Origin of the sequence: Polaribacter sp. (assembly GCF_051251875.1) — a bacterium.
Taxonomy (GTDB): domain Bacteria; phylum Bacteroidota; class Bacteroidia; order Flavobacteriales; family Flavobacteriaceae; genus Polaribacter.
The window spans coordinates 138,459-162,705 of record NZ_JBPOGL010000004.1; the positions used below are offsets into that span (position 1 = coordinate 138,459).

Below are 24,247 nucleotides of genomic sequence, written 5' to 3' on the forward strand. Positions count from 1 at the left end.
CGTTTTTCTTTTATAATTTTATTTGTAATGATTTAGAACTATCTATTATTTTATTTTTTAGTTTTTTTGTGCCAACACCTTCCAATGAAAACCTATTTAATTCTAATTTTCCTGAAAGAACAGTTAAAACAACAGCCTTTTTCTTAACCTCACAAGTGCCCCAACTGTACCCATTACTCCAGAAATAAGTTCCTGTTTTTGAGGTAAAACGCATAGACTTTTCTACTGCTGAATAATGAAACCCAGAAGTTGCCAAAACACCTCCCCAAGCCATCATACTTCTTGCATAATGATGTCCATATTCTGCCTCATTAAAAGGATTTCGTTTTTTACCATCATAACGATTTCTAACATCTTGAATGGTTTTTAATCCTTCTTTTTCCTGACCTTCATACAACATTCCAACTGCTGCAGTATGCTCAAAACCTGTCATTACCTCAGTAAAATAAGGAAATGGTTGTTTTGGTCTTTTATTAGGATATGCAGCCATTAACAATGCTGATTCATTTCCATAAGCATAGGATCTCATAAAATTTGGATGCTTCATTAAATTTTCTCTGTAATTGTATTTTAAGATTGCATTGTTTGTTTTTTTGATGTTGTCTTTATTTACCAAATAGCCTAAATCTAAAATATGCGCCATCACTTGACCTACTAATTGATCTATAAGTACACCTTCTCCTAATTGATATTGAGGATCATCTGCAACCAATCTTCTTTTTACACGAATTAGTCCTTTTGCAATGCTATCCAAATGCATTGGCGGAACTATTTTTTGAACATAATATTCACCATTAAACAAGTTTTTATCCATCCAACTAGAACCATTTTTATATAAAGTTCTACAAGTATTCGCAAACTTTTTTTCGCCTAAATAGTTCGCCATTTCTTCAGTTGCACGCAAAGCACCTAAGTACCATAAACCCATTTGCGGATTTGGCCCATAATATTCTACATCCATAGTATTGTGTTGACTGCCTTCCATAACACCATCTTTATTAGCATCCCAACCGTTTTTAATCCAACAAAATTCTAGTGCTTTTTTAACATTTTTCCAATTCTTTTTTAGGAATTCATCATCACCAGAAAGTTGCCATTCACGATAATATTTCATAATACTACCCATTTGTCCATCAGCAGCTGCCAACCCAAAACTGGTTGATTTAGTAGCTAAAGGCAAGTGAATTCTGTAAGACATTAATCCATTTTCATCTGTTCCATATCCAAATTCTACTTCGCGCATATTTTGGGCAACATCACCAAATAAAAACGGAATGGTTTGTTCATAATTCCAAACATGGGTACACATTCCAGACCCACTTCCTTCATTATCCTTAATACCTTCCCAACCTAAATAATAACCAGATTTGGTTTTAAATGCGAGTTGTGTTCTAAAATGCGCTAAATTGAACAAAGCAGCTTCTTTTATCACTTCAGGAAAATCACTTTGGATAAAAGCATCCACAAATGTTTTTGTTTGATTTTCTAATTCAGGAATTCTAGCAATATGTTTTTGTGCTACTTCCCAAGAATCTTTAAATTGAGTAGCATAATAGTTACCTACATTTGCTTTTTCTTGAAAACCAAGACGATTTGGGAAATTCCAAGTAATAAAAAAACGAATATCTTTTTCTTCATTTGGCGCTAAAGTTGTTTTAACTGCTAAAGAACCCATATTGTTTTTTTGTACAGAAACACGTTCTTCTAACAATCCATCATCAGTATAATCATCCCAGAATTCAAGTGTACTGTTACCCCAATCTCCGGGTTTCCATGCAGTTCTGTGAGAAATTTCACCTTGATTATTTGTAGCTAAACTAAACGAACCCCATTGAGCACTCTCTTTGTCAATTTTTTCATTCGCTGTAAAGTGTATTCCTTTAAAACCATTTTCTTCTTTATAGGTATTTGTGTTTTTATAAGCTTTCCCTTCTTTACCATCAAAACCTATAAAATTAGGAATGTTACCTGCTATAGAAATTGTAATTGCCTTGTTACTGGTATTTTTAACTTTATAACTCAATATTGCCATTGGAAGACTACTATCTTCTGTGTTTCCTGGAATTAAAGGATTAAATGCACCTACAGTTACTTCTACAGGAACTTTAGAATCACTCAATAAAACTTGTCCAAAAGGATACGCTGTTTGAAAACTAGCTTTATCAAAACGAGGTAATCCGTGATTTGGCGCTTTTGATCCATAATAACCTTCATCGTATTTTACAGGAACTGGACCTTCTAAAAGTAATGCTTGTGCTTCTTTTTGATTTTCCTTAATATAAATTGAAAAAAATGGCGCACGATTTATAACTGCCACTCCTGCATAAATAGGGTTGTATCCTTTTGCAGGACGACTCATAATTTCCCAATCTTCTAATGCACCACGTCCTGTAAGTGAAATGGTTCCTGTTCCAATTCCTCCAACAGGCATTGCTATTCTATCTAGGTGGTTTTGATCGTACCTTTTAAGTACTGGCCAATCATCATTTTTGGTTTGAGAATTTGCTATTCCAACCATTAAAAACAACAAGATAAATGAGTTTATTAATTTTAATGAAGTCTTCATAAATCTTATAATTTAATAATTAATTTTTCGTTTGAAAGAACCTTTTTTCCTTTTAACTTTTTTGATCCTATACCTTTTAAGGTAAAACGATTCAACTCTAAAAATCCTGAAATTACGGTAAGTTCTGCTTGTTTATTTTGTACCAAACAAGTTCCATAACTATAGCCATTGCTCCAAAAATAAGTCCCTGGTTTAGACGTAAAACTCATTGATTTTTCTACAGCAGAATAATGAAATTCTGTGGTTGCTAAAATTCCTGCCCAAGCCATCATACTTCTTGCATAATGATGCCCAGCTTCGGCTTCATTAAAAGGACTTCTTTTTTTGCCATCGTAACGTGCTCTAATATTTCTAATACATAATAATCCGTCTTCAGTTAGTCCTTCTTGTAACATCCCAATAGCTGCAGTGTACTCAAAACCAGTCATTACTTCTGTATAATAAGGAAATGGTTTTTCTGGTCTTCCATTTGGATACGCAGCCATCAATAATGCTGATTCATCTCCCAAAGCATAAGATCTATGAAAATTGGCATGAGAAGCCATATTATCAACATAATTATATTTCTTAATAGACTTCATCGTTTTTTTAATATTTTCTTCTTTTCCTAAATACCCTAAACCTACAATGTGCGAAAAAACCTGTCCTACTAATTGATCTACTAAAACGCCATTTCCTAATTGAAAATCTGGAGATGTTAAGTCAGTTTCTCCTTTTTTAGTAGCAACATCCATCAAACTAGGAGCTACATTATCTCTAGACATTGGTGGTTGAATATGTTGCACATAATATTCGCCATTGAACAAATTTTCATCCATCCAAGTAGACCCTTGATTGTATAGGTTTTTACAAGTTTTTGCAAATTTTTGATCACCTACATAATTTGCCATTTCTGCTGATGCTTTTAATGCCCCTAAATACCAAAATCCCATTTGAGGATTAGGTCCAAAATACTCTACATCCATTGTATTGTGTTGAGAACCTTCCATAACTCCGTTTTTGTCGGCATCCCAACCTCCAGGAATCCAGCAAAATTCTAGTGATTTTTTTACTTTTGCCCAATGTTGTTTTAAAAAGGCATCATCACCAGATAATTGCCAGTCTCGATAAAATTTCATGATACTTCCCATTTGTCCATCTGCAGCAGCTTTTCCCCATTTTTGTCCTTCAGAAAGTGGTAAATACACTCTAAAACTCATCAATCCATCATCATCTGTTGCATATCCATATTCTACATCACGCATTGTTTTAGATAATTCTCCGAATAAAAACGCCAATGTTTGCTCATAGTTCCAAACATGTGTACAAGAACCAAAACAAGAACCACGTGTATCAAACAAACCTTCCCAACCTAATAAGTGTCCACTTTTAATTCGAAAAGCCAATTGTGTTCTTAAATGAGCCAAATTAAATAATGCAGCTTCTTTTACTTCTTCTGCAATATCACTTTCAATAAAAGTAGTAACGAAAGATTTTGTTTCTTTTTCTAATACCTCTAATCTTGGTAAGGTTTTAGAAATCACGTCCCAAGAATCTTTATACTTAGTTGTATAATAATTTCCTACTGTCGCTTTTATTAACTTTTGAAACCCTGGTTTGTCCCAAGTTTGTCTGTTTGGAAAATGCCAACTGATTAAAAATTTAAAATTCTTTTCTTCTCCAGCCTTTAAAGTAGTTTTCACAGCCAAGGATCCCATAGGCGCATTGGCTTTTTTATTTTCTCTTTTTTCTAAAACCCCATCAGCACTAAAATCATCCCAAAAATCCAATCTTTTTTTGTCCCATCTACTGGTTTTAGGTTGCCATGCAGTTCTATAGCTTGTTTCCCCATCATTTAAAGAAACAAAACTCATTGTACCCCATTGTTCACTTTTAGGATCTACGCCATTGCTTGTATAATGAATTCCTTTTACGCCATTTTTTTCAACAATAGTATTTGCATTTTTGATAGCTTTTCCTCTTACACCATCAAAACCTATAAAGTTTTGAATTGTACCTGCAAGTGCTATTTTAATATCTTTATTACTGGTATTCTTTACCTTGTAATTTAAAATTACCATTGGAATACTGCTTTCATCAACTTTACCAGGAATCAAAGGATTAAAAGCACCAACAACAACTTCTACAGGAAGATTTTTATCACTTAAAAAAGTTTGACCAAATGGATAAGCAGTTTTAAATTCTGCCTTACCAAAACGTGGCAAACCATGGTTATTTGAGGTTGCTCCCCATGCACCTTCATAATAAGATTCATCTGGTGTACCTTCCAATAAACGAGTTTGTTTTTCTCCATTTTTATCTTCCATAAAAATGACAAAAAAAGGTCCTTTTACTTTTGCAGGTCCCCAATTTTCTAGAGTAGGATTAAAGCCTTTTGCAGGGCGATTCATAATTTCCCAATCTTCTAATGAACCTCTACCTGTTAAGGAAATTGTTCCTGTTCCAATGCCGCCAACTGGCATTTTAATTTTTTGAATATGATCTTGGTCATACGTTTTTAACACAGGCCAATCACCACTTTTTTCTTGGGCAGTTAATACAAAGATTGAATTCAAAAGTAAAAATATACCAATATATTGTTTAATAGTTTTCATTGTTTTTGATTCTTAATCAATTAATAATTGCTTCAATTTGCTTCCAACCATTCATACCTTCATTTTTTTGAATTGCTCCAGGTGTACTTCTTCCATCTAAAATAATCTTTTTAAGTGCGGCTTTTAATTCCGCAGCTTTTTCAGGAAATTCTGCAATTAAATTTTTGGTTTCTCCTATATCATCCTTTAAATTATATAATTGCAAATCAGGAAAATCCATTTTTTTCTTTTTTACATCGTTTGATGTTGGGGAACTCCATCCTCCAGAATCTGGACAAATAATTAATTTCCAATCTCCTTTTCTTATAGCAAAAGATCCATTTACAGAATGATGTACCGTATAATCTCTAATTTCGATATCCTTTTTTCCAGTGATTAATGGCAACATGCTGTAACTATCTTCGCCTTCAGTATCTTTGGTATTATAACCGCTTAACTCTGCACAGGTTGCAAAAAAATCCGTAGTGCAAATAGCTTTGTTTGACGTTGCATTTTTTAAGGCTTTTGCTGGCCATTCTACTATAAATGGCACTCTATGTCCTCCTTCAAAAATATCTGATTTGGTTCCTCTAAATAAATAACTTGGATCATGATTCACTTTGGCTAGCTCTTCAAAATCTGCCTTAGGAGAACAACCATTATCACTTGTAAACACAACTAAAGTATTTTCTGAAATTCCTTGTTTTTTTAAAGTCTCTCTAATTTGACGAAGCACATCATCTACCTGCATAACAAAATCTCCATACATATTGGTATTACTTTTTCCTAAAAACTCTGTAGTTGGTAAAATAGGTGTATGTGGTGCTGGCAACGGAAAATATAAAAAGAAAGGTTCTTTTTCATTGGCTTGCTTTTTAATATAATTTACAGCTCTATCTGTTAAATCTTGAAGAACATTGGTATGGTTAAAATCATCAGAAGTTAGCCCTTTTCTCCAGATTCCTTTTTCATCAACAGAAACGGTTGTTTTAGTAGGAACTTGAGTTGGCTTATCATTCTCTACATAAACATAGGGTGCCATGTCAAGCGAACCACAAAAACCAAAAGAATAATCGAAACCATGAGTAGAAGGTCCATTTTGAATAGGTGCTGTAAAATCTACCTTAGGCTTTGCCTTTAATTTATTTAGATTGACTTTCTTTCCTTTATTGATGATTTTCCAGTCCCAACCTAAATGCCATTTACCAATATAAGCAGTAGAATACCCTTGCGTTTTTAATAGATTGGCAACGGTAGTTCTTTCTTTTTTTATCAACGATTTTGAATATCCTCCTAAGACAAAACTTTTTAAAGAAGTTCTCCAATTATAACGCCCTGTTATAATTCCGTAACGTGTTGGTGTACATACAGAAGATGAGGTATGAGCATCTGTAAACTTAATACCATTCGCCGCCATTTTATCCATATTGGGTGTTGGAATTTTCCCATTAGGATTAAAACATTTTACATCTCCATAGCCTAAATCATCTGCTAATATGTAAACAATATTTGGTTTTTTATTTTGTGATTGAGTTCCTAGTAATGTTAATGATAAAAAAGCTGTTATTATGTATTTCATTATTATATGTTTATTTCTGTTATCTCTCTAATATTTTTTATTGATTGTATAACCCTGAATGATTTTTTAATGCTAATTAGGTCTTATCCACATACAATGACCACCTCCTGCAACCATATTCGCTTTTACAATAGCTCCTTTTTTTACGGTTGATGATCTTACTATGTATGCTTCTGGGTTTGTTTTACTATCTGTATTTTCAGCATCTTCATAATAGGTGATTTTGTAGGGTTTATTTTCTTTAAGAAAATCTAAAGCAATCTCTAAAGTTCCTCCATCTGCATGAACAGAACCAATATACCAATTTTCACCATTTCGTCTTGCAGTGCTAATATACTTATCCATTTTAGCTTGTAAAACTTTTGTTTCATCCCATTTACCAATAGGTAATTCTTTAATAAACTCAAACAAATCTGATTTTGCTGCATAAGCTTCTGGTGGATCAGGAATACAAACTAAACCGCTAAAAATAATAAGTGTACGTGCAGCTTCTGCAGCAACAGTTGTGTTTAATGAATTTAACTTTCTAGGTCCTTTTTCTCTAGTACCAGCATTCACTCCAGAAATATCGAAAATTCCATTATTCATATCTAAAGGACCTTGAATTGCATTAATTAGTGCCATTCTAATAAAGGTTTTAGGTGTAAAAGCACTTCTAGAATCTTGTTGTGCATGGCAATATTCTCTAGTAATGGCGTTTGGGTAGGTTCTAGTTACTCCGGTAAAAGGCACAGGACTATCATGAAAATCAATCAATAAATTATTATCTGCACTCGTTTGAATTGCTTCTCTAGTAAAAGGTACCTTTTCACCCATAAATCCATATTTTATCCCTTTCATTTCTAGAGATTTATAATATGGAAACAGAGCTTTATCGCCATAATCTCCTTGTCTTCTATCATAATATAAAAGCAATGAAACACCCTTTTTTTTAGCGTACTTAGTAACTTTATCTAAATCTAATTTATCTGACATTTCCATGTAACCAGGTTTTACATCGGTGTACCAAGCATCATCTATCATGAAATATTCAATATTATTTTCAGCAGCAAAATCTATAAAACGATAATAACTTTCGTTGTTAATACCGTATTTAAATCCGTCTTCTGCTGTGTACCCATGTACTCTCCAATCCCAAAGCGTTTTACCAGGTTTAATCCAAGATGGATTTTCAATTTTGTTAGGAGCAGCTACATTTAAGGGCACTGTATTGGTCAATAAATTTCCTATTTTATCTCCAAGAAGTATAATTCTCCATGGAGTTATTAAATTCTTTTCCTCAGAAATAAAATCATTTTTTGATGTTAATTTATTTCTCTCTGTATCAAATTTAAAATTGATAACATTAAAGCCTGGTGCACTTACCAAATCTGATTCTAAAAGCGACAAAAATTTGTGTTCCTTATTTTCAATAACCAATGGCATTTTTAATTGATCCTTTAGAGGGTTCAACTTATTTAAATCAGCAATAGCTATAGGTTCAATAGGGTTTTTTATACCAGCAGGAGAAAACAGTTTGCTAGTTTCGGCCAATCCATATTCCATAAAAAATGAAGGATTCAAATTATTTGAAACCTCATTCATCTTAAATCGAAAAGCTACACCGTTATCATACATTCTTACAAAAAGAGTTGCAGACGTGCCTTGGTAGCTTAAAGCTACTTCTAATTCGTTATAATTATTTTTAATTTCACTAAACTGTCCCCAAACCGGATTCCAAGTTTTATTGGCTTCTTTTGCTTTAGTTTTTAAAACATCTACTTTTAATCCTTGTAGCATTGAAATTTCAGAATTTGAAATAATTTCTTTTTCATTTTCTAAAACCCGATAAGTAAATACCTTATTTTCATTTTCTAAAACGATTTTAATTATACCATTAGGTGATATTATTTCCGTTTGAATAAAATGATTATTGCAGCTAAAAAAGAGCAACATGATACAGACAAATCCTATTATTTTTTTTAGCTCAATTTTTAAGTAGGGCATAACTATTATGATAATTTACGTGTTAAGACAGTTCCTTTTTTAAATTTGAAGGTATTAGCACCTTTCAACTCTAATCTTGATAGTTTTAATGCTACGTGTAATACGTTTTTAAAACTTGCCATTGTTCAATGTTGTTTTGAACATTAATTTGTGTTGCAATAATCGAAAAATAAATAGCATTAAAAATAATGTATATATATCTTTTCTATTCTAAATTTTTAGATAATATCAATCTAATTAATAGTCTGTAACAGTTGGAAAGTTTAAAAGTAATGGCCTAATATCCACAAAAGACCATTACTTAGAAAACACATTAACTTAACTCAAATAAGTATCTTTATTCTCTTTCTTTAGAAAAGGTATTTGCTGGTGGATTTTTTGGTAAGGTCTTCTGAAACAATTCTAATTTTTCTATTAAAGCTTTTACTTTCTCTGGATGATCAACAGACACATCATTTTGTTCAGTCCAATCTTTACTGATGTCGTATAATTCTGTGCGATTCATTTTTTTATTAATCAACAATTTCCAGTTTTGATCTTGTATTCCTGCACTTGGCCAAAAATATGGACGCTTACTAGAAAAACGCCAATCCCAATAAATAGGTTTTTCACGATTGTATTTTTCTCCTTTTATAGCTGCAACAATGCTTTCACCATCTGGTTTGTAACCTTCAGGATAATGTGCGCCAGCTAACTCCATAAAAGTGGGTAATAAATCTACTGCCGACATTTGAGTTGTTTTATCCACTTTTCCTGCAGGCACTTGACCTGGCCAACGCACAATAAAAGGAATACGAACGCCACCTGCAAATAAAGAACGCTTGCGCCCTTTAAGTCCACCATCTTCACCAACTGAATAATACTCTCCCATACCAGGTCCTGTAGAATTATCTTCTGTCATCTTTTTGGTACCTGTTATTTCTGGACCGTTATCAGAAGAAAATAAAACTAGGGTATTATCATCTATTCCCAATTCTTTTAAAGTAGCAAAAAGTTCTCCTATTCGTGCATCGTACTCAGCAACAACAGCAGCATAAACTTGTTTTTGATCATCTAAATGTGCATATTTATCCATATATTTTGTTTTTGGATAATGTGGTGTATGTGTTGCGTGAATCCAAGCATTTATAAAAAACGGTTTGTCTTTATTGCGTTTTGCAAAATCTATTGTTTTATGTAATGTTGAGTCTACTTGCATTTGATGTAATCTACCAGCAATATTAAATGCACCATACTCATCATACCCATATTCTAATGGAGTAGGAGCGTCTTCTACATGTGTATTTGTAAGGTGCCATTTACCAAAATGAGCGGTTGTATAACCAGCGGTCTTTAGCATACGTGGCAACATTGGTGCGTTGGTATCTAACCAATCTGGCATGTTTCTTTTGGCATGAGATGCTACAGAGGCAAAATGCCCATGAACAGATTGTCTTGCTGGAAATTGGCCTGTAACCATGCCAACTCTACTTGGCGAACACACAGGATTTACCACAGAAAAATTTTGAAAATCTAATCCATCGGCAGCCATTTTATCTAAATTGGGGGTGTCGCAAAACGAACTGCCGTGGATTCCTAAATCGCCATAACCCCAATCATCAGCAAAAATAAAAATGATATTTGGCTGTTTTTTTGAAGTGGTTTTTGTGGTTTCAGCCACTGTTTTGGTTTCTTTTTTATTCTTGCAACTTTGAAAAGCTAGCGTTACGATGAAAAAGAGTGTAATTAATTTAATAATTTTCATGATGTATATTTTTATAAAAGGATTCAAATTTTTATTTTTTCTTCTATGCTCTATAATCCTAAATTTTGTCTCTTAGCTGTCAATTGACATATTGATACTAAAAAAGTATTTTGCAAAAATTTATGTAAAAAAAAATATCAAATAAAACCTGCATCATAAAATACAGGTTTTATAAAAGCTATTTTTTAATGATACGAATTGTTTTTTGTTCGTGAGCGCTTAAAATTTTCATAAAGTAAATTCCAGCTTTAAAAGAACTCATGTTAATATTTGAATTGTATTTTTCATGTTGTAACAATTGTCCTAAATTATTATAGATGTATATTGTTGTGTCTTCATTCTTTAAACCTTGTATATTTACTTTACCCGTTGTTGGGTTAGGATATACTGACAAGTTAGAAGTATTTATAGCATCATTAATAGATAATGTTTCACCAGTAGATGTAATTACTATTCTTGGTTTATCAATATCTGTAACTGCTACTTCTTTACTATAAATACCATTAGTGATTTCCATATCTTTAGAAATAACTTTAATAGACAACCATTCATTTTCTTGCATTTGTGAAAGGACTGTACTTGTAACATCCCATTCAATTAGTTGCCCAGAATTAGAAACTACACCTAAAGAAACGCCATTTGTAGGGGCATTATTCCATGTAATAGTATTCTCTGTCCAGCTATCATCAACCAAGAAAGCTTCAAAACTTCTAGTATCTTCTGTGGCTTCATCTAAAGTAAGTCTAAATTTAGCTGTTTCTACATCTGAAAGCATGCTTAAATCGAATTTCACATAGGAATGACGATTTAAATCTGCAGGGTCATCTCTAACAATTAATTTTACTCCGCCATAATTTTTTGTAGCAAATCTATCCCATGTATAAGCATCTTCTGTTAGATAAATGGTTACATCAGTATCTATTGCATCTTCTTGAACAGTCATTTCTAGTTGACCGTAAACTGCAGAGCCATCAACAGCTGTTGCTTTTACTGTAACTGTTCCTAAAGCATTTCCTGTTAAATATCCTTCAGTTGTAATAGATGCAGAACCTGTTCCATCAATCACAGACCAAGTAACACTAGCATCATCAGCATCCGCAGGTAATACTGATACTTTCATTGGGAAAGTTGTTCCTAATTGAATTGCATTAACTCCATTTAAGCCATACACATCAATGGATTGTACAAGCGGATGCGTAACTACCTGAATAGAGACCACTCCTGAAATTCCTGAATTGTCTGTTGCTGTTGCATATATAGTAACAGCACCATCATTATCTCCTACAAACACACCGTTTTCATCAATAGTACCTAAACCTCCTACTGGATCTAATGACCAAACCACATTTTTTATAGAGGCATCTTCTGGTAAAATAAATGCTTCCATTTGCAATTCTGTTCCTACTTCAATAGTTGTAATTCCTCCTATTCCTTGAACCGTTATAGAAGTAACAGGATTTATTGCACTAACGGTAACTTCTGTTTGAGAAGTAACTTCTGAACCGTCTTTAGCAGTTGCAGTAACGGTTACAGTTCCAATAGCAGTTCCTGTTAACAGGCCATTATCATCTATAGTTGCAGATCCAGAACCATTTGCTACTGACCAAGAAACACTTTTATCAGCTGTATCTTCTGGTAAAACAGAGACTGTCATTTGAATTGAATTGTTCTCATAAACCACTAAATCATCTTCAAAAGACAAGGAACTAACCAATATAGGACCATGTATTACTGTATATATTTCTGAAGCATCTAAAGCTGTATTGTAAATTCTAAAATCATCTAAAGTACCATTGTATGCAGCACCTATAACAGCAAAGCTATCGCCGGTATTAATACTTCTTACAGCTCCTGCAAGTCTTGCAGCCGTAATTAATTCACCATCTAGATATAATAATAAATCATCTGATTGCGGATCTGCTATACTTGGTAAAACCACTGCAAAATGATGCCAATCTGAAGAAAGTGATAAATTATCTACTCCCCATTTAAAACCACTCACAGCCACGCTAAACTCATTAAGGTTTCCTATAATTTCAAAACGTTCACCTGTTGCTTCTGTACCATAATTAAAGATACTTCCTGTTGTAGATGTTGTGTTAAACCACCCTGTAATTGTACGTGCAGCTCCTCCTTTTGGGAAATCTTCAACATGATTTATTAAATCGATTTGATCATTATCTCCATCTAATAACAATGAATAGTCTCCTTCTTTTACACCTGAATTAACAAAAGTTGGTTCACCAACTAAAGTTCCATGATTGTCTCCAATTTCATCATTCAAATTATTTTCAAAAAGATATTGAGAAACAATTCCTGGTACTGGAGCTGGAGCTATAGATTCTAGATAGTTAATTGTACCTCTTACATTACCATAAATTTGAAAATTAATTTCTTTTGAAACATTTAAACTAGCACCTTCTTCTATCAAAAGATCTCTAACACTTGAGTCTGATGCTACAAGAATAGAATCTCCTGCTTTGATAACCACATCTGATGTTGATGATGGTAACTGACCACTTGACCAATTTGCAGCGTTGTCCCAGTAATTTGTATTAAAAGAACCATCAAACCTGTATTCTTGTTTAAAATAAGCTCCTATTGGTCTAGTATATGGCTCGTAATCTGGTTTTTGCGCTTGTTGCATGCGCGCATCAATAACCTTAAACATTTCAAATTCTTCTTGTGTAATTGACCCCAAACTAATTGTGTTGGCAAAACTATGAGCTGCACCAGCATCGGTTAAGGTTCTTACAAAACGGTAAGCTTGTTCTGTATCAAACAAAACAGGAAAGTTATCTGAGTTTGGACTTGTCCAGTTTTGACGTACAGGTGTCCAAAAATGTCTCAGTATTTTTTTATCATTCAATGCTACCCAAGGAGCATTTTTGGTTTCTTCTAAAGTTAATTCTTCATACGCCCAAGAATTTGGAGCTGCTCCTGTAGCAAGTGGAGTAGGGTGACCTGCGGTAAAATCATTGTAATCACCACCTGTAGGCCATAAATTTACCACTTTATGATTTGTAGGCATATCAATACCGTTTGAAGCTACTGTCTTGTCAAAATATTTTTTTCCATAATTTACGGTAATTGCAAAATCAGGATTTACTTCTCTTAACATGTTTACAAAGTTGCTAGGTCCTCCAGGAAGCGCAACTGCATGGTCTACCCAAAAACCGTCTACCAAACCTAAATCATTAAATCTTTCTACAAATCCTTTCACTAGGTGTTTCCATGCTGTAGCCTCTTCACCATTAAAATTCTCGTTATAATAAGCTTCCCAAGCAGCTTTGTATTCTGCATTGTTTGGCGTACCACCACTAGCAGAAGGCCCATCTGATGCTATGTATAAAATAACTTTTTTACCACTGTCTTTAATAGCCTTTAAAACATCTAAAGTAATTTGTTCATTCTCTTTGGAAGGAACAAAATCTGGGTGAATCTCATTGGCAATGTCTATGTATGGATGATCTCTTAAAGTAAAATGATATCCATGAGCATTGTTGGTTAAATTGGAAATTACATACCCCACTGTTTTTAAAGTATCGGCTATTTGTTTTATTCCATTGTAATAGTTTGCTCCTGCTGCAACTGCTGCATCTAGTTTAGTACCTCCTTGTATTGCAAATCTTACTCCCCATTTTCCAGACATCCAAGAGGCAGAACTTTCTGAACTAGAAGGTGTTGCTTGTTGTACTGTAAATTTTTCAGAATACGTTTTAACTTCATTACCATTTAAATCTTTGATACTTCCTATAATACTTATATGATGACTTTCTTCAGTATCACGACTTTGCAATACTACATCATAGCCAGTACCGTTTTGAGAAAGGGTAAGATAAGTTGCGTCTGTTGCATTTTCTAATGATAAATCTAATTGATATGAACCATCAACTGAAATTGAAAAATCATTTTTTATTGAATTTTGAGTGTCGCCATCAGCATAGGTTTCTATAACAGTTTGACTAAAAATTGCCGTATGAAGAAGCAATAAAGTCAGTATCCAAAACTGGGTCAAATTCTTGTTTTTTATTATTTTATTTTTCATGGTTTAGTTTGCTATTTGTTCAATTTCAATCAATTATTTTTTAATAATCCTATGTATTTTTTGTTCTTGTTGATTTAAGATTTTTACATAATAAATCCCTGGTTTTAATGCACTCAAATCTATATTGGATTTGTACATTTCTTGTTGTAATAGTTGCCCAACGTTGTTATATACAGACACAAGAGTTTGTGTGTTGTCTAATCCGTTTATATAAACATGACTTGTTGCAGGGTTAGGATAAACAACAATGTTATTGATATCAACAGGGTTGTTGTCTGTTGATAATGTCATTTCATTGGTTATTATTCTAGGTTTATCAACGTCAATTAACGCAGCTTCCTTACTGTAGATATTATTAGTAATACTCAAATCTTTAGCAACAATCATAATTGATATAATATCATTACCATCCATTTCCGTAAGAACAGCATCGGTAATATCCCATTCTATAATCTGTCCGCTGTTAGTAGCTGTGCCTAAAGATGTTCCACTTGTTGGCGCATTATCCCAATGAATACCATTTTCTGTCCAATTATCATTATTCACTAGAAAAGCTTCATAATTTCTTGTAGTTCCTGGGTCAGTAAACAACGTTAATCTAAACTTAGCTGTAATGACATTAGAAAGTGAGCTCAAATCAAATTTTACAAATGAATGACGATTCAAATCTGAAGGATCATCTCTAACTAGTAATTTTTCATCGCCATAATTTAAAGTAGGAAACCTGTCCCATACATAAGCATCTGCAATTGTATAAATAGTTGCTGGTCCATTAGTAGAACCCTCTTCTATAGTAATTTCTTTTTCTCCAAAAACACCAGAACCATCGTTAGCTGTTGCTGTAATTGTAACTGTACCAGCCGTTACACCTGTTAACAATCCTGTGGTATTTATTGTTGCTGAACCAGAACCGTCTGTAACAGACCAAGTTACACTTGAGTTATCTGCATCGGCTGGTAATACAACAGTTTCCATTTGAAGTGTAGCATCTGTTTCAACTGTACTAGCACCGTTTGCACCATCAACTTCAATTGAAGTTACAAGCGTAGAAGAAGAGGCCATTGTTGTGCAAAATAATTGCGGTTTACCTGCGTCAGAAAGAGCTGTTTCTTTACTATAAATATTACTTGAAGTACTCAAATCTGTTGCAACAATTTTAATTGATAAAACATCATCTCCAGACATTTCTGATAGTACAGTATTGGTAATTTCCCATTCTATAATCTGTCCAATATTAGTTACTGTTCCTAAAGAAACACCACTATTTGGTGTATTGTTCCAAGTAATATTGTTTTCTGTCCAGTTATCATTTGTAACCAAGAAAGCTTCATAATTTCTAGTATCTCCAGGGGTTTGCTCTAAGGTTAGTCTGAACTTAGCTGTTTCTATAGATGAAAGTGTACTTACATCAAATTTTACAAATGAAACACGATTAAGATCATCAGGATCGTCTCTTACTATTAATCTAACTGCGCCATAATTATTTGTTGGAAATCTATCCCATACATACGCATCTGCCGTGGTATAAAGAGTTACATCAGTATCAATAGCATCTTCTTGTACAGTAATTTCTTGTTCTCCATAAATTGCAGAACCATCAGTAGCAGTTGCTCTTACGGTAACAGTTCCTAGTGTTTGGCCTGTTAAAATTCCTTCGGAATTTATTGTTGCTGAACCGGTTCCTTCTTCAACTGACCACACAATACTTGGGTCGTTAGCATTCTCAGGTAATATAAATGCTTCCATTTGAAGAGTAGCCCCTGTTTGCACAGCATTAATTCCGTTAGTACCTTGTATTTCAATAGATTTTACCAGAGGTTTTGTAACAACGGTAATAGATACTAGTCCTGATATTCCAGAATTATCTGCCGCATTTGCATGGATATAAACTGTACCGTCATTATTACCTATAAATACACCGTTTGCATCTATAATTCCGTTTCCGCCTTCTGGTTCTACTTCCCATATAACTTCTTTTATAGATGCATCTTCTGGTGAAATAAATGCTTCCATTTGCAATTCTTCTCCAAGTTCAACAGCTGTAATACCTCCAATTCCTTGTACAGATATAGAAGTAATCGGATTTAATTCACTCACGGTAACTTCGGTTTCAGCGGTTACTTGAGAACCATCATTTGAGGTAGCGGAAACTGTTACCTTACCAATAGTAATACCAGTTAATATTCCGTATTCATCTATAGTTGCTGAGCCTGTACCATTTTGAACAGACCAAGTTACACTTTGGTTTTCTGCATTTTCAGGTAAAATAGACACTTCCATTTGAATGGTATTGTTCTCAAAAACTTCTATTGAATCATCTTCAAAAGATATGGAAGAAACTAAAATTGGACCGGTAAATATTGAGGTAATTTTTGATGATTCTAAAGCCGTATTATAAATTCTAAAATCGTCTAAATATCCATTATAACCTCCTCCTATAATTGCAAAAGTATCTCCTGTAATAACATCTTTAGGATTTCCTGCAAGTGTAGTTGATGTAATTAATGCTCCATCTATATATAATAATAAATCATCAGACATAGGTGTTTGTACACCTGGTAAAACCACAGCAAAATGATGCCAATCTGAAGAAAGGGACAAACTGTTGTTACCCCATTTATGACCATTTACAGATACACTTAATTCATTAAGATTTCCAATAATTTGAAAACGTTCACCTGTTGCTTGTGTTCCATAATTAAAGATACTTCCTGTGCTTGATGTTGTATTAAACCAGCCCATAATAGTACGAGCAGAACCTTCTTTCGGAAAATCATTAATGTGATCTACTAAATTTATTTGATCATCTGTTCCGTCGAACAATAAAGAATAGTCTCCTTCTTTTACAACTGAATTATTATAAGTTGGATCTCCAACTAAAGTTCCATGATTATCGCTTATTTCATCATTCAAATTATTCTCAAAAAGATACTGAGAAACAATTCCTGGTTCTGATGGCACTGGTATAGATTCTAGATAATTAATGGTTCCTCTGACTTTACCAAAAATTTGGAAATCAATTTGATTTGAAACATTTAAACTAGCTCCTTCTTCAATTAAAATATCTCTTACACTACCATCTAACGCTACAAGAACAGAATCTCCTGCTTTAATAACTACATCGCTTATTGAAGTTGGTACTTGACCGCTTGACCAATTAGCATCATGACTCCAATAACTTGTATTAAATGAACCATCAAATCTATATTCCTCATTAAAATATGCTCCAATTGGTCTTGCATAAGCTTCATAATCTGGCTTTTGAGACTGTTGCATACGAGCATCTATTATCTTAAATATTTCAAATTCTTCCTGAGTGATAGACCCTGAAGAAACTGTATTTGCCCAAGAATGAGCCCCACCAGCATCTGTTAAAGATCTTACAAATCTATATGCTTGTTCAGCTTCAAATAAAACAGGAAACGAAGGATTTGTACTCGTCCAGTTTTGTCTAATAGGTGTCCAAAAATGTCTTACTATTTTCTTATCATTAAATGTTACCCATGGCAAATTTTTAGTTTCTTCTAAAGTCAATTCTTCATATCCCCAAGAATTTGGAGCTGCACCTGTAGCAAGAGGTGTAGGATGTCCTGCAGTAAAATCATTAAAAGTTCCACCTGAAGGCCATAAATCAACTACTTTGTGATTTGCGGCCATATTTGTACCATTTGAGCCTACTGTTTTGTCAAAATATTTTTTTCCATAATTAACTGTAATTGCAAAATTTGGATTTACCTCCTTTAACATATTTACAAAATTTGTAGGGCCACCTGGAAGTGACGTAGCATGGTCTACCCAAAAACCGTCTACCAAACCTAAATCATTGAATCTTTCTACAAATCCTTGAACCAGTTTTCTCCAAGCAGGTCCTTCTTGTCCATCAAAATTAGTGTTATAATATGCTTGCCATGCGGCTTTATATTCTGCATTGTTAGGTGTACCTCCAGTAGCAGAAGGTCCGTCTGATGCAATGTATAAAATTACTTTTTTCCCACTATCTTTAAAAGCTTGTAAGGCATCAATAATAATTTGTTCATTTTCTAGAGATGGAACAAAATCTGGGTGTATTTCATTTGCAATATCAATATAAGGATGATTTCTTAAGGTGTAATGATAACCGTGAGCGTTGTTTGTTAAGTTAGAAATTACATAACCAACAGTTTTAAGAGTGTCTGCTATTTGTTTTATTCCATTGTAGTAGTTTGCTCCTGCTGTAACCGCTGCATCTAGTTTAGAACCTCCTTGTACTGTAAATCGTACTCCCCATTTTCCAGACATCCAAGAAGCTGTACTTTCTGAACTAGAAGGGGTTGCTTGTTGTACTGTAAACTTTTCAGAATAGGTTTTAACTTCATTTCCTCCTGTATCTTTTATACTACCAACAATACTAATATGATGGCTTTCTTCTGTATCACGACTTTGTAATGTTACATCATAGCCTGTACCGTTTTGAGAAATTGTAAGATAGGTTGCATCTGTTGCATTTTCCAATGCTAAGTCTAATTGATACGCAGCATCAATATGTATTGAAAAATTGTTTTTTATTGAATTTTGAGTATCTCCAGAAGCATAACTATATGTTATATTTTGACTATATACTACACAATGGAAAAAAGACAGTATTAATAAAAAACATAATTTGTTTGTTTTCATAATTGTAATTCTTTACGATCTATTTGTTGATGTTTTTACAAGTAGATATGTGTTAATTTTATTTAATAGGCGTAATTAAAACCGCTTTTAAACTAGATGTTTCAGGATTTCCTTCAACTAAATTTACAGTAATTGTATGCTTTCCAGAAGTTTTAAATTCTAGAATTCCCATATTGTAAAAATTGTATTTTTCTGTAGCTGCTTGTTGATTTTGCACCATAACACCTTCATCTGTAGTGGTTTTCCATACCAAACGCTTTTCACCTTTATAATTTAAATCTAAATAGTAATAACCTGGTTTTTGCACATTTACGGTCCAAGTTACTTTACTTGTATCTGTCCAATTACTCACTTGGTTTACGTGTTTCCATTCGCCAAACTTCTCCATCCATTTAATTTCATTTTCTTCAGCATTCGTTACTTCAGCAAATTCGGCACGTAAAAGAACTTCTGAATTTGGGTAGACACCTAATGTGGTATCTACTTTTACATTTTCTGCTTTTGTATCTAATTTTACTTCAATCACTGAAACAATTGATTCTGAAGGTTGAAAAGGCAATTCAAAAAGAGTCCAATCTTTATTTTTAGAGAAAGCAATTTTCTGAGTTTCATTTCCATTTAATAAGGAAGCAGATAAAATTTTTGCAGAAAGTCCTGGTAAATACAATTTTCCATCTTTTGGCCAATCTAAAACAGAAAGAAATAATGAGTTTCCTTTTGTGGTAACGTCTCCCCAAGGCAAAGCATGTTGCCAAGGTGAAGCCCCTGCATCATACACTACTTGTGGATATTTTTGAATCCAATCTCCTGCTTCTTTTAGAAATTTTACTCCAATTTCTGGAATTTCACCATCTTGATTTGGCCCTACATTAAATAAATAAGTTCCTCCTCTAGCTACGGTTGAAATAAGACGATTCAATATTTCTTTTGGACTTTTAAAATTGTTATCGTACCAAGCATACGACCAAGAATCGTTATTAGTATCGCAAGTTTCCCAAAGCCCTTCTATGTTTTTAGTAGGCACTTCCATATCTCCATTACTAGAATAGTCTCCCATTCCATGACCAACTCTACTACTCATCATAGCATTGGGTTGTAATTCTCTAACCATAGTTGCTAGTTCTACAACGTATTCTTTTTTCATGTCACCTGGTGTATCAAACCATACAAAATCTAAATCGCCATAATTGGTACATATTTCTTTAACTTGTGGTTTGCATTTGTTGTAGAAATACTCTTTAAAGCTAGCTTCTTTTCCGTTGTTATCAAGTTTTGGCCCGCCTGTAGCACCAGGGGAAGTCCAATCTTGGTTATGTGAATAATAAAAACCAAAACCCAAACCAAGTTCATGGCATGCAGCAGATAATTCTTTCATAGGATCTCTGCCAAAAGGCGTAGCATCTACAATATTAAAATCGCTTACTTTAGAGTCGAACATTGCAAACCCCTCATGATGTTTGCTGGTAATAATGATGTATTTCATCCCAGCATCTTTTGCTAATTGAGCTATTTTTTTTGCATCGAAATTTTGCGGATTAAAATCATCAGCAATTTTCATGTATTCTGATGGAGGAATATTAGCCACTCTAGGATTCATAATCCATTCGCCAATACCGTAATATGATTTTTGGTTCCATACTCCTGCCAATTTTGAATACAATCCCCAATGGATAAACATTCCGAAATTACCTTGATCAAATAATTTAGATTTATCAGGATTAACCGTGTGTACAGAGACATCTTTTGCTCCCCACATCTCATCCATATTGGTATTTTTTGTTTCTTTTGTAACTGTTTCTTTTTTATCTTGACAAGATGAAAAATTGGCTATTGAAAGTACCGTTAAACAGGTAATTAGGATGTATTTTTTTAATTTCAAAATCTTGTAAATTTTATAGATGAAGGTTGTTCTTAAGTAATAATAATCTACCCCAATTTTAAAGATTGGAGTAGATTATAGAATGGGGGTTTATAATTTAAATCTAGCTCCTATTGTATATACAGCTCCTTGTCTGGTTAATTGTGTAAACAAAGAAGGATCATTGTTAATGTAGTCTCTTCTATCACTAGCAGTAAGGTTTTGACAGCTTACAGATAATTGTAATTTTTTAGTAACTTCATAGTTTGCACGTACATCTAATCTATCAAAACCATCTGTATAAGTTACATTTGAACGAATATCACTACCACCACCAATATTTCTAAGGAAGCTACTTCTAGTGTTATAAGCCAAACGGATTCCAAAAACATCACCATCATAGTATAAAACAGAATTAAGGTTGTGTTTTGAAGAACCTGGAAAACTATTGTCTACTTCATTAATTTCTTCATCAAACTTACTATCTACATAGGTATAGTTTGCTTGTATACCAAAGCTTTTAAAAGCATCGCTAATAAAACTTAATGGTTGTCTAAAACCAACTTCAAAACCATATAATTGCACACCTGTAAAATTTACTGGAGTTGTAGCATCGAATAATTGACCGTTAAGACCTGATGGATTCGCATCAAAATTAATATCACCAAAATCAGATAATGATGATCCAAAAGTTGTTTCATCTATAATAAAATCGTCTATTAATTTAAGAAAACCACTAACAACAAAAGCACCACCAGCTTTGTTATACCATTCAGCTGTAGCATCAAATTGCCAGCTACTAAAAGGTTTTAAGTTAGGATTAGATAAGGTTGCTGTTCCGTTTTGTGAACCTGCATCAGGAGAATCTGGATTGATATAACTAAGTGTATTTGTAGGTCGTAAATCTAAGTAATCTGGTCTAGAAACAGTGTTTACCCCAGAGAAACGTAAGTTAAAATTCTCTTTTAAAGCAAAGTTTAAATTTAAAGAAGGTAATATATCCCATCTACTAGAAGAAGCAGTTGTTGGTACTCCTGTGAAATTTACTGGTCCAACAGTGTCTGAAGGATCTGTTAGTGTAATGGTAGAAAATGCACGTCCGTCAACTTTCCAATTCACAGCTCTTACACCAAAATTACCAGAAACAGGTACGCCAACAAAATTTGATTTAAAATCTAATTGCCCATAAACAGAGGTTGTTTTTTCATCTAAATCCCAAGAGTTTTGGGTAAGTAATGGTAAGTCTCCATTGGTTACATTAAATAAATCTCCTTGAAAAGAAGAACCTGCAGTTCTGTTAAAAACATCTGGGTTGTTAGCTCTTAATAAATCTTGATTGATCATTAAAAAACGATTGTTACCAATATTTCTACCGGCAGCAAAATCTGAATTAGAAACGCCTGTTACATAGGTGTTATAATAGTAATCTCCATCTAAGTAGTTTGCTTCCCAAGGTTGACCTCCACCTGCTAATTGTGCTTGTCTACTATCTAAATTTGTTGCACTATAACGCCCACCAAATCTTAGTTTTAATTTTTCACTTATTGTATTTTCAAAATCTATACGGATAGCTTGATTATCACCTTCTAGCATAATATCTCTTAAAAAAGCATAGTTTCTTACATTGGTATTTGCAATGTCTGTAGATGCAGCTTGATCAAAATTAAAAACAGCATAATCACTTGTTAAATCAAAACTTAAAGAAGGTACATTAAACCAAGCTTGAGTTAAGGTAAGTCTTTGATCAAAATTGATGTTAGAAAGGGAAAGATCTCCTGTAATTGTCCAGTTGTCTTTTTGCCATTTTAAATTTAAACCGGTCATAAAACTTGTCTGAAAATTATCATATTGTGTAGGCGCAATTGCTGTTCTAGCAACAGGATTGCTAGAGTTTACCGTATTAAATCCTCTTAACACATTATTTTCATCAATATTTAAGTCTGCACTAGGAAATGTAATATTGTTGGTTTCTAACTGAGGAAACAATCTAAATTGGTTTCTTGAAGAACGGTTTTCAAATTTTGTATATAAAACATCTGCATTTAACTCAAGATTGTCATTAATTTTCCATTGAAATGCTGATGAAATTCCAATTCTATCTACAGAATTACGTACTGGATTAAATCTGGTTAAGTTGGGTGATAACACGCCAGAATGTGTAACATCTGCTACGCCATCTCCGTCTACATCTTCTCTAATATTTCTAGAAATATACCCCATATTGTAAGAGTCAAAAGCTCTTGCAGAACTACTTGTTATTGAAGAAAGTACAAAACCTACTTTTTCATTCTTAGATTTTACACCAAAAATAGCACTTAAACGTGGTTTTAACGCTTTATTGTCTCCGTAGTCATTTACACTACCACGCGCATTAATAGCTACATAATGATTTTTATCACCATACCGTAAAGAAAGAGGTTTTATTGTTTGAAAATCTACAGCGCCTCCTAAACCAGGCTCAATAAGGTGTGCTTCAGACGATTTATATACCATAGCGCCACCAACAACTTCTGTTGGAAGAACATCTAAATTAAATTGTCTTAATTGATCAATACCCTCAGAACCTGCAGAAAGTGGCGTTCTACCATTAATAGTAATTTTTACAAACTGCGGACCCACACCTCTTACAGAAACACGGTCTCCACCACCATTACCAGAATCGTCACGTTCTACTTGAATACCTGGTACACGTTGCAAAGCATCTGCAATGTTTTCATCAGAATAGTTCCCTATATCTTCAGGAGTAATTGCCTCTACAATACTTGCCGCTTTTCTTTTTACAGCAATTGCTCTTTGCTCTGCACCTCTAAAACCGGTGATAACAATTTCGTCTAATTGAGCAGCACTTTCTTTTAAAGTAACGTTAATTGTAGTTTGATCTGCAATTGGTATTTCTAAAGTTTGAAAACCGATATAAGAAAATCTAAGTGTAGTAGCACTACTAGGAACGCTAAGATTATAGTTTCCGTCAAAATCTGTGGTGGTACCAATAGAGGCTCCTTTAACGAGAACGGTAACACCAAAAATAGGTTGCTTTGTTTCATCTATTACTTTACCAGTAAATTGTTTTTCTTGGGAAAAAGCAAAAAAGCACTGAAAAATAAATAGTAAAAACAATAAATTGTTAAGTTTAATTTTTTTCATTTTAATCTAGTTTTTAATTTGTTAATTGTTGTAACAAAGGAACCTTAAAGCCGTTGAATCGACTTACTGTAATCGATTTTATTCTTTCTAATTTCA

9 protein-coding genes are annotated in these 24,247 nt (G+C 33.4%); all 9 read right to left on the reverse strand.

Annotation, left to right across the window (positions count from 1 at the left end):
- Positions 1 to 10 precede the first annotated feature (10 nt).
- The 9 genes from ACSHW5_RS03535 to ACSHW5_RS03575 all read right to left on the reverse strand — a co-directional run bounded on the left by ACSHW5_RS03535 (position 11) and on the right by ACSHW5_RS03575 (position 24,151).
- Positions 11 to 2,566, reverse strand: coding sequence for a GH116 family glycosyl-hydrolase (locus ACSHW5_RS03535; protein WP_435674733.1), 2,556 nt, complete (start codon positions 2,564 to 2,566; stop codon positions 11 to 13).
- A gap of 5 nt (positions 2,567 to 2,571) precedes the next feature.
- Complete coding sequence (locus ACSHW5_RS03540) at positions 2,572 to 5,160, reverse strand: GH116 family glycosyl-hydrolase (RefSeq protein ID WP_435674734.1); 2,589 nt, start codon at positions 5,158 to 5,160, stop codon at positions 2,572 to 2,574.
- A 16-nt stretch (positions 5,161 to 5,176) separates the two neighbouring features.
- Positions 5,177 to 6,718: a sulfatase family protein gene (locus tag ACSHW5_RS03545; RefSeq protein ID WP_435674735.1), complete on the reverse strand. Its 1,542-nt coding sequence runs from the start codon at positions 6,716 to 6,718 to the stop codon at positions 5,177 to 5,179.
- A 72-nt stretch (positions 6,719 to 6,790) separates the two neighbouring features.
- Positions 6,791 to 8,704: a glycoside hydrolase family 97 catalytic domain-containing protein gene (locus ACSHW5_RS03550; protein ID WP_435674736.1), complete on the reverse strand. Its 1,914-nt coding sequence runs from the start codon at positions 8,702 to 8,704 to the stop codon at positions 6,791 to 6,793.
- A 337-nt stretch (positions 8,705 to 9,041) separates the two neighbouring features.
- Entirely contained in the window at positions 9,042 to 10,448 is a 1,407-nt protein-coding gene (locus ACSHW5_RS03555; protein WP_435674737.1) for a sulfatase family protein, read from the reverse strand.
- Between the two features lie 178 nt (positions 10,449 to 10,626).
- Positions 10,627 to 14,496 carry a CBM96 family carbohydrate-binding protein gene (locus tag ACSHW5_RS03560; protein WP_435674738.1) on the reverse strand — a complete coding sequence of 1,290 codons (3,870 nt, stop codon included), beginning with the start codon at positions 14,494 to 14,496 and terminating at the stop codon, positions 10,627 to 10,629.
- A 33-nt stretch (positions 14,497 to 14,529) separates the two neighbouring features.
- Positions 14,530 to 19,149, reverse strand: a complete 4,620-nt coding sequence (locus ACSHW5_RS03565) for a CBM96 family carbohydrate-binding protein (RefSeq protein WP_435674739.1) — start codon at positions 19,147 to 19,149, stop codon at positions 14,530 to 14,532.
- A 58-nt stretch (positions 19,150 to 19,207) separates the two neighbouring features.
- Entirely contained in the window at positions 19,208 to 21,028 is a 1,821-nt protein-coding gene (locus ACSHW5_RS03570; protein WP_435674740.1) for an alpha-L-fucosidase, read from the reverse strand.
- Positions 21,029 to 21,118: 90 nt separating this feature from the next.
- On the reverse strand, positions 21,119 to 24,151 hold the full coding sequence (locus ACSHW5_RS03575; protein ID WP_435674741.1) for a TonB-dependent receptor: 3,033 nt from the start codon (positions 24,149 to 24,151) through the stop codon (positions 21,119 to 21,121).
- Positions 24,152 to 24,247 lie beyond the last annotated feature (96 nt).

Coding starts and splice junctions, on each gene's coding strand:
- ACSHW5_RS03535 (WP_435674733.1), bottom strand. CDS start 2,566: ATGAAGACTTCATTAAAATTAATAAACTCATTTATCTTGTTGTTTTTA.
- ACSHW5_RS03540 (WP_435674734.1), bottom strand. CDS start 5,160: ATGAAAACTATTAAACAATATATTGGTATATTTTTACTTTTGAATTCA.
- ACSHW5_RS03545 (WP_435674735.1), bottom strand. CDS start 6,718: ATGAAATACATAATAACAGCTTTTTTATCATTAACATTACTAGGAACT.
- ACSHW5_RS03550 (WP_435674736.1), bottom strand. CDS start 8,704: ATGCCCTACTTAAAAATTGAGCTAAAAAAAATAATAGGATTTGTCTGT.
- ACSHW5_RS03555 (WP_435674737.1), bottom strand. CDS start 10,448: ATGAAAATTATTAAATTAATTACACTCTTTTTCATCGTAACGCTAGCT.
- ACSHW5_RS03560 (WP_435674738.1), bottom strand. CDS start 14,496: ATGAAAAATAAAATAATAAAAAACAAGAATTTGACCCAGTTTTGGATA.
- ACSHW5_RS03565 (WP_435674739.1), bottom strand. CDS start 19,149: ATGAAAACAAACAAATTATGTTTTTTATTAATACTGTCTTTTTTCCAT.
- ACSHW5_RS03575 (WP_435674741.1), bottom strand. CDS start 24,151: ATGAAAAAAATTAAACTTAACAATTTATTGTTTTTACTATTTATTTTT.